At 71.5% G+C, this 7,770-nt stretch carries 6 protein-coding genes and 1 pseudogene; 2 read left to right on the forward strand and 5 right to left on the reverse strand.

Annotation, left to right across the window (positions count from 1 at the left end; all coding sequences use genetic code 11):
• Positions 1 to 390: 390 nt before the first annotated feature.
• The 4 genes from ACFVFQ_RS38005 to ACFVFQ_RS38020 form a co-directional block, all read right to left on the reverse strand.
• Positions 391 to 1,707 carry a hemolysin family protein gene (locus tag ACFVFQ_RS38005; RefSeq protein ID WP_383425230.1) on the reverse strand — a complete coding sequence of 439 codons (1,317 nt, stop codon included), beginning with the start codon at positions 1,705 to 1,707 and terminating at the stop codon, positions 391 to 393.
• An 11-nt stretch (positions 1,708 to 1,718) separates the two neighbouring features.
• Entirely contained in the window at positions 1,719 to 2,216 is a 498-nt protein-coding gene (gene ybeY / locus ACFVFQ_RS38010) for an rRNA maturation RNase YbeY (RefSeq protein WP_383425232.1), read from the reverse strand.
• Positions 2,217 to 2,257: 41 nt separating this feature from the next.
• A complete protein-coding gene (locus tag ACFVFQ_RS38015) occupies positions 2,258 to 3,259 on the reverse strand; it encodes a PhoH family protein (protein ID WP_383425234.1) in 1,002 nt (333 codons plus the stop codon).
• Between the two features lie 324 nt (positions 3,260 to 3,583).
• Positions 3,584 to 4,777, reverse strand: a complete 1,194-nt coding sequence (locus ACFVFQ_RS38020; protein WP_383425236.1) for a carbohydrate kinase family protein — start codon at positions 4,775 to 4,777, stop codon at positions 3,584 to 3,586.
• A 67-nt stretch (positions 4,778 to 4,844) separates the two neighbouring features.
• Between ACFVFQ_RS38020 and ACFVFQ_RS38025 the strand changes: the two genes are divergently transcribed.
• Entirely contained in the window at positions 4,845 to 6,185 is a 1,341-nt protein-coding gene (locus tag ACFVFQ_RS38025) for a 6-phospho-beta-glucosidase (protein ID WP_383425239.1), read from the forward strand.
• Between the two features lie 483 nt (positions 6,186 to 6,668).
• On the opposite strand, the gene ACFVFQ_RS38030 is transcribed toward ACFVFQ_RS38025, so the two are convergent.
• Complete coding sequence (locus ACFVFQ_RS38030) at positions 6,669 to 7,298, reverse strand: MBL fold metallo-hydrolase (protein WP_383425241.1); 630 nt, start codon at positions 7,296 to 7,298, stop codon at positions 6,669 to 6,671.
• 206 nt (positions 7,299 to 7,504) lie between these two features.
• Here ACFVFQ_RS38030 and ACFVFQ_RS38035 point away from each other — a divergent pair.
• Positions 7,505 to 7,770: pseudogene (locus ACFVFQ_RS38035) on the forward strand (RNA-guided endonuclease TnpB family protein); the annotation flags it as partial.

Here is a 7,770-nt window from a genome sequence, read left to right on the forward strand (position 1 = left end):
CGAAGCAGTCTGGCACCCCCACCCCGGAGGACCGTCACCGCACCCCGACAGCCCCGCGCAGCGGACAACACAACTCGCCCCGCCCCGCGCAGCGGACAACAGTGCCCGCGCCGCAGGCGCAAAGACAGCAACCCGCGCGGCGGGAAAGCCGGCTACGTGGGAAGGCCAAAGAATCGGTTGCCCCGCTCCCCTGTACCGGGGCACCCGGCTCTTCGGCCATCGACTCGAAGATCCTTCCACGGGCTCAGCGAGGGAATCCAGCGCTCCCGGACATGGCTTTGAGGATATTTCCGGTGCACTGGCGATCAGTTGTGGTGCGGGGCCGAGGGGCCCGGAATTGCGGGCGCCCGCGGCCTTTTGGCCGCGGGCGCGAGGAGGGTGGGCGGGTGGTCAGCGACGGTCGCCGTCACCCTCCGCAGCCGCGCGGACCGGTTCGCAGAGCACCGTGACGATCTTGTTGCGGCGGCCGGCCGGCGACTCGGCGATCAGCCGCAGCGCCTTCAGGTCCGGGTCCGAGGCGTCGTCGGAGAGGTCGATCTCGGCGGTCGCCCCGGCGATCGGGACCCGGCCCAGCTGCTTGGCGAGCAGCCCGCCGACCGTCTCCACGTCCTCGTCGTCCAGTTCCGCCAGCCCGTACAACTCGCCGAGCGCGCCGATGTCCAGCCGGGCGGTGACGCGGTACCGGCCAGCGCCCAGGTCCTGCACGGGCGGCAGTTCGCGGTCGTACTCGTCGGTGATCTCGCCGACGATCTCCTCCAGGATGTCCTCGATGGTCACGATGCCGGCGGTGCCGCCGTACTCGTCGATCACCACCGCGACGTGGTTGCGGTCCCGCTGCATCTCGCGCAGCAGGTCGCCGGCGTTCTTGGTGTCCGGGACGAACACCGCCGGGCGCATCGCCGTGGACACCAGCTCGGTCTCCGCGTCCCGGCTGATGTGCACCTTGCGGGCGAGGTCCTTGAGGTAGACCACGCCGACGATGTCGTCGTCGTTCTCGCCGGTCACCGGGATGCGGGAGAAGCCGGAGCGCAGCGCGAGGGTGAGCGCCTGGCGGATGGTCTTGAAGCGCTCGACGGAGATGAGGTCGGTGCGCGGCACCATCACCTCCCGGACGAGGGTGTCGCCGAGTTGGAAGACCGAGTGCACCATCCGGCGCTCCTCGTCCTCGATCAGCGACTCCTTCTCGGCGAGGTCCACCAGCGACCGCAGTTCGGCCTCGGAGGCGAACGGGCCCTTGCGGAAGCCCTTGCCGGGGGTGAGGGCGTTGCCGAGCAGGATCAGCAGTTGCGGCACCGGGCCCATCACCCGGGCCAGCGGCAGCAGCACGTACGCCGCGGCGGTGGCGGTGTTGAGCGGGTGTTGGCGGCCGATGGTGCGCGGGGAGACGCCGACGGCGACGTAGGACACCAGCAGCATCACGGCGATGGCGACGGTCAGCGCCTGCCACGTCGTGTCGAACGCGCGCAGGCAGGCGTAGGTGACCAGGGCGCCGGCGGCCACCTCGCAGCCGACCCGCACCAGCAGCGCGAGGTTGAGGTAGCGGGTGGGGTCGGCGGCGACCGCGGCCAACTTGGCGCTGCCGCGGCGGCCGGAGCGGACCGCCTCCTCGGCGCGGAAGCTCGTCGTCCGGGTCAGCCCGGCCTCCGCGCAGGCGGCGAGCCAGGCGATGACGACGAGCAGTACCGCGACGGCGATCAGGGTGGTCATGGCGGGCCCCGTCAGGTGACGGTCGGGGCCGGCGAGGGGCCGGTGATCCCGTGCTCCGCCCGCCAGCCGTCGATGATCGCGGCCTGGAGGCCGAACATCTCGACCTTCTCGTCCGGCTCCTCGTGGTCGTAGCCGAGCAGGTGCAGCACGCCGTGCACGGTCAGCAGTTGGAGCTCCTCGTCCATGCTGTGCGCCGTCGGGGCCGCCGCGCCCTGCTTCTCGGCGACCTCCGGGCAGAGCACGATGTCACCGAGGAGCCCCTGCGGGGGCTCCTCCTCGTCCTTGGCCGGCGGCCGCAGTTCGTCCATCGGGAAGGACATGACATCCGTCGGGCCGGGCAGGTCCATCCACTGGAGGTGGAGCTGCTCCATGGCCTCGGCGTCCACGACGATGACCGACAGCTCGGAGAGCGGGTGGATCCGCATCCGGGCCAGGGCATAGCGGGCGACGTCGAGGATCGCCTGCTCGTCGATGTCCGTGCCGGACTCGTTGTTGACGTCGATCGACATGGGGAAGTGGGTCTCGCTTCTGTTGAATCGCGCAGCGCGGGCTACTTGCCGTTGCGGCTGTCGTACTTCTCGTAGGCGTCGACGATACGGCCGACCAGCTTGTGCCGGACCACGTCCTTGCTGGTGAGCTCGGAGAAATGCACGTCGTCGACGCCGGTCAGGATCTCCCGGACCTGGCGCAGACCGCTCTTCGTGCCGCCCGGCAGGTCGATCTGGGTCACGTCGCCGGTGATGACTATCTTCGAGTCGAACCCGAGCCGGGTGAGGAACATCTTCATCTGCTCGGGATTGGTGTTCTGCGCCTCGTCGAGAATGATGAAGGCGTCGTTGAGGGTCCGGCCGCGCATGTACGCCAGCGGCGCCACCTCGATCGTCCCGGCCGCCATCAGGCGCGGGATGGAGTCGGGGTCGAGCATGTCGTGCAGGGCGTCGTAGAGCGGGCGGAGGTAGGGGTCGATCTTCTCGTAGAGCGTGCCGGGCAGGAAGCCCAGGCGCTCGCCGGCCTCGACCGCGGGACGGGTCAGGATGATCCGGTTGACCTGCTTGGCCTGGAGAGCCTGCACGGCCTTGGCCATGGCCAGGTACGTCTTGCCGGTGCCGGCCGGGCCGATCCCGAAGACGATGGTGTGCTTGTCGATGGCGTCGACATAGCGCTTCTGGTTCAGCGTCTTGGGGCGGATGGTGCGGCCGCGGTTGGAGAGGATGTTCTGGGTGAGCACCTCTGCCGGGGTCTCGGGGGCTCCGTCGCCGTTCTCCGCCGCGCGCAGCATGGCGATGGAGCGCTCCACTGCGTCCTCCGTCATCGGTTGTCCGGTGCGGAGCACCAGCATCATCTCGTCGAAAAGGCGCTGGACGAGGGCGACTTCCCGCTCGTCGCCGACCGCGCTGATCTCGTTGCCGCGGACGTGGATGTCGGTGGCGGGGAAGGCGTCCTCGATCACACGCAGGAGCGCGTCGCCGGATCCGAGGACCGTCACCATCGGGTGCTTGGCCGGGACCGTGAACTGGGCGCTCGCCTGCGCTCGTGTGGGTGTCTGCGTCATGGGTAGGCCGGGTGGCCTGCTCAACCCCCATCCTTTGCTCATCACAGGTGCGGCCCTTCAGGAAGGCATCCGCACTGGCTCCTTGCGCTACCAGAGTACGACGGGCCACTGACACGCCGGCCGGCTTTTCCGGCGGGCGGGGATGCGGGGGCGCCCCGGCCCGCGGCGCGAGGCCGGCCGGCTCGGGGCGGGCTCCTCAACTCCCGCCCGCCGGGCGGCGCTTCCGTGCGATGCCGGGCGCGGAGGGGCGTCGAGCACGCCCGTCGCCGTGGGCGATGCCGCGGGTACGTTCCGTACGGGCGCAGGCGCCCTCTGCGGCGCCGTTCAGGCCGGCCGGCGGAAGCCGATCGTGGGGACCGCGCGGGCCAGCGGGGACGGGGCGGCGGGGCGCGCGGCGTCGGTCCCGCCGGGGGTGCCGACGGCCGCGCCGGGGGCCGGCAGCACCGCGTCCAGGAACCCGTACTGGCGGCGCAGTCCGGCGCCGGCCTCGGTGTCGCAGGCCCGGACCCGGCGCCACCAGGCGGCGATCTCGGCCCATCCGGGAGCGGAGAGCGAGCCGCCGAACTCCTGCACCGACAGGGCGGCGCTCAGTCCGGCGAAGGCCAGCCGATCGACCAGCGGCCACTCGGCGAGGGTGCCGGTGACGAAGCCGGCGACGAAGACGTCCCCGGCGCCGGTCGGGTCCAGCGCCTCCACGACGATGGCGGGCACCTCGGCGGTCTCGCCGCTGCCGGAGTCCACCGCGTAGGCGCCCTCGGAGCCGAGGGTGACCACGGCGAGCGGGACCCGCTCGGCCAGCTTGCGGGCGGCGGTGCGCGGGCAGTCGGTGCGGGTGTAGCGCATCGCCTCCTCGGCGTTGGGCAGGAACGCCTCGCAGTGCTCCAGGTCGGCGAGGTCGGCCGGGTCCCAGCGGCCGGAGTCGTCCCAGCCGACGTCGGCGAAGAGCCGACTGCCGCGGCCGGCCGCGCAGCCCAGCCAGCCCTCCCGGCGGCCGGGCACGAGCGAGGCGACGCAGGCCCGGGACGGCGGCGGGCAGCCGGGAGCGTGCCGGCCGTCGAAGACGAAGTCCGGCGGCGGGGCCTGGTGGCCGTGCGAGACCATGGTGCGCTCGCCCTCGTAGGCCATCGAGACGGTGACCGGGGAGTGCCAGCCGGGCACCCGGCGGGAGAGCGACAGGTCGATGCCCTCGCCCCGCTCCAGCGCCTCCCAGCAGTACTCGCCGTACATGTCGTCGCCGAACGCGGCGGCCAGGGAGGTGCGCAGCCCCAGCCTGGCCAGCGCGGTGGCCATGTTGGCGACGCCCCCGGGGCTGGAGCCCATGCCGCGGGCCCAGGATTCGGTGCCGCGGACCGGGGCGGTGTCCAGGCCGGTGAAGATGATGTCGAGGAAGACGGTGCCGGTGAGGTAGACGTCGGTGGGCGGATCGCCCTCGCGGCGCACCCCGGCCAGCGGATCGAGCCCGGGCGGCACGGCGGCCGGCCCCGCGGGCGGTTGCACATCGCGTCGGCCACTGTTCACCGCGCTCGCCCCTCTCCTACGCAACTCGTGCCGCCAGTGTGCCTGATGCTGCGGTACGTTCCGCCCCATGAGGCTCTCCATTCTCGGCGGTGGCGGCTTCCGGGTCCCGCTCGTGTACCGCGCGCTGCTCGACGATCCGACACGCTCCGTCTCCGAGTTGACGCTGTACGACACCGATCCGCGACGGGTCGCGGTGATCTCCGACGTGCTGGCCCGGCTGGCGCGGGGCCGTACCGAAGCGGTACCCGTACGAGTGGCGGAATCACTCGACGCGGCGCTGACGGGCGCCGACTTCGTCTTCTCCGCCATCCGCGTCGGCGGCACCGCGGGCCGCATCCGGGACGAGCGAATCCCGCTGTCCGAGGGCGTCTTGGGCCAGGAGACGGTCGGCGCGGGCGGCGTCCTCTACGGGCTGCGGACGATCCCGGTGGCGCTGCACATCGCCGAACGGGTCGCGGCGCTCGCCCCGGGGGCGTGGGTCATCAACTTCACCAATCCCGCGGGGATGGTGACCGAGGCGATGGCGCAGGTGCTCGGTGACCGGGTCATCGGGATCTGCGACTCCCCCGTGGGGTTGGTGCGCCGGGCGGCTCGCGCGCTAGGCGCGGACCCGACGGCCCTGGAGGACCCGACCCGCTCCGCTTACGACTACGTGGGCCTCAACCACCTGGGTTGGCTGCGCTCGTTGACCCTGGACGGCTCCGATGTGCTGCCCACCCTGCTGACCGACGAGGCGGCCCTGGGCTCCTTCGAGGAGGGGCGACTCTTCGGCCCGGACTGGCTCCGCGTCCTGGGCGCCCTCCCCAACGAGTACCTGCACTACTACTACTTCCGCCGGGAGACCCTGCACTCCGTACGGGACACCGCGCAGACCCGCGGGGAATTCCTGGACCGGCAGCAGGGCGGCTTCTTCGAACGGGCCGCGACGGCCGGCTCCCCGGACGCGGTGTACGAGCTGTGGGAGCGGACCCGGTTGGAGCGCGAGGAGACGTACATGGCGCACAGCCGCCAGGCCACCGGCGGCTGGCAGCGGGACAGCGCGGACCTGGAGGGCGGTGGCTACGACCGGGTCGCGCTGGCCCTGATGCACGCCATCGCGGGCGACTCCGGACGGCGGTTGATCCTCAACGTCCGCAACGGGACGACGGTGCCGCAACTGCCGTCGGACGCGATCGTGGAGACGGTCTGCGAGGTGACCGCCAAGGGGGCCCGACCGCTGCCCTGTGCGCCGCTGCGCGAGGACCAGTTGGGGCTGATGCTCCAACTCAAGGCGGTCGAGCGCGCCACGGTCGACGCCGCCCTCTTCAAGGACCGCGACGCCGCCCTACGGGCCCTGGCCCTGCACCCGTTGGTCGACTCCGCAGCGGTAGCCGCCCGCATCCTCCAACGAACGGCCACCGGCACCTGAAACCTGCTGCGCCTCCGGCTCTCTCTCACTGACCTCTTCTGCCCCTCGGTCTCCCAGCCCCCGGTCCTCCTCGATCCCCCAGCCCCCGGTCCTCCTCGATCCCCTCTGATCCCGCTCGATCCCCCGATCCCGTTGATCCGCTCCGATCCCCTCCGCCCCTTTCTCTGATCCCCCTGGCCCCTCTGAAATACCCTGCGCCTCCCGTACGTTGAGGCTCCACAGGGGGCCCGCGCGCCCCTTACGGGATGCGTTCGCCTAGCCCCGAGGGGTCTCCCCCACGGGACCCCCATGGGCGCTCGTCCGCGGAATACCTTGCGCCTTCGGTGCGTTGAGGCCCCGCAGGGGGCTCGTGCGTCCCCTACGGGATGCGTTCGCACGCCCCCTCAGGGAAGCGTTCCTCAGAGCAGAAGCGACCCTCCGGAGAAGCGATCTTCCGGAGAGGGATTCCTCCTGGAGACCCCCCAGGCCGCATCCGCCCGCCCCCTAATGCCCCCGTGCCACCCACTCCGCCAGGTGAGGGGCCTCCGTGCCGATGGTTGTCGAGTTGCCGTGGCCGGTGTGGACGGTGGTGTCCGGGGGGAGGGTCAGCAGCCGGTCGCGGATCGAGTCGATGATCGTCGGGAAGTCGGAGAAGGAGCGGCCGGTGGCGCCGGGGCCGCCCTGGAAGAGGGTGTCCCCGGTGAACACGGCCTTCAGGTCGGGGGCGTGGAGGCAGACCGCGCCGGGCGCGTGACCGGGGGTGTGCAGCACGGTCAGGTCGGTGCCGGCGATGGTCAGCACCTGACCGTCCGACAGGTCCCCGTCGGGGGCGGTGTCCGGGTGGGTCTGCTTCCACAGCGGCAGGTCGTCGGAGTGCAGCAGGATCCGCGCGCCGGTGCGGGCGGCGAGCGCCGGGGCCGCGTCGATGTGGTCGTTGTGCGCGTGGGTGCAGATGATCGCGCGCAGGGTGCGTCCGTCGAGGACCCGGAGGATGGCGTCGGCGTCGTGGGCGGCGTCGATGACGACGGCCTCGGAGCCGTCGCCGACGATCCACACGTTGTTGTCGACGTCCCAGGTGCCGCCGTCGAGGGAGAACGTCCCGGAGGTGACGAGGTGGTCGATGCGGGCGGTCATCAAGTCCCCTTCGTGGATACGCCCACCTTGATGTGGGGGTGAGGATACCTCCCGCTTGTGGGGGAGAAACGAAGTTCCCGCGTGAGCGGGGCAGGGAAAGTCGATTCGCCGACAGGATGGATCAACGTCCACCCCATATCGGGGTGAGGGAGCCCGTGGGGGACAGAATCTCTCAACTGTCAGTCCTCTCAGGTAGTTTCGGGTGCATGACGGCGGAAGCGATCAGGGGAGTGGCCGGGTTTGCCCGGTACACCTTCCGTGTGCGTCTGTCGATGTCGGCCCGGCGCGCACTCGAAGCCGAGTGGGACCGGTGCCGCTGGGTCTGGAATGAGTGCGTGGCCAAGGCCAAGGCCGTCCATCAGCACAACAGGGCGACGGGCGAGAAGCGGACGTGCGGGCCGGTGCAGCTTGCGGCGATGCTGACCGAGGCACGGGCCCGTACGCCGTGGTTGCGTGCGGGTGCGTGTGTGCC

Origin of the sequence: Streptomyces sp. NPDC057743 (genome assembly GCF_042798755.1) — a bacterium.
Taxonomy (GTDB): Bacteria; Actinomycetota; Actinomycetes; order Streptomycetales; family Streptomycetaceae; genus Streptomyces.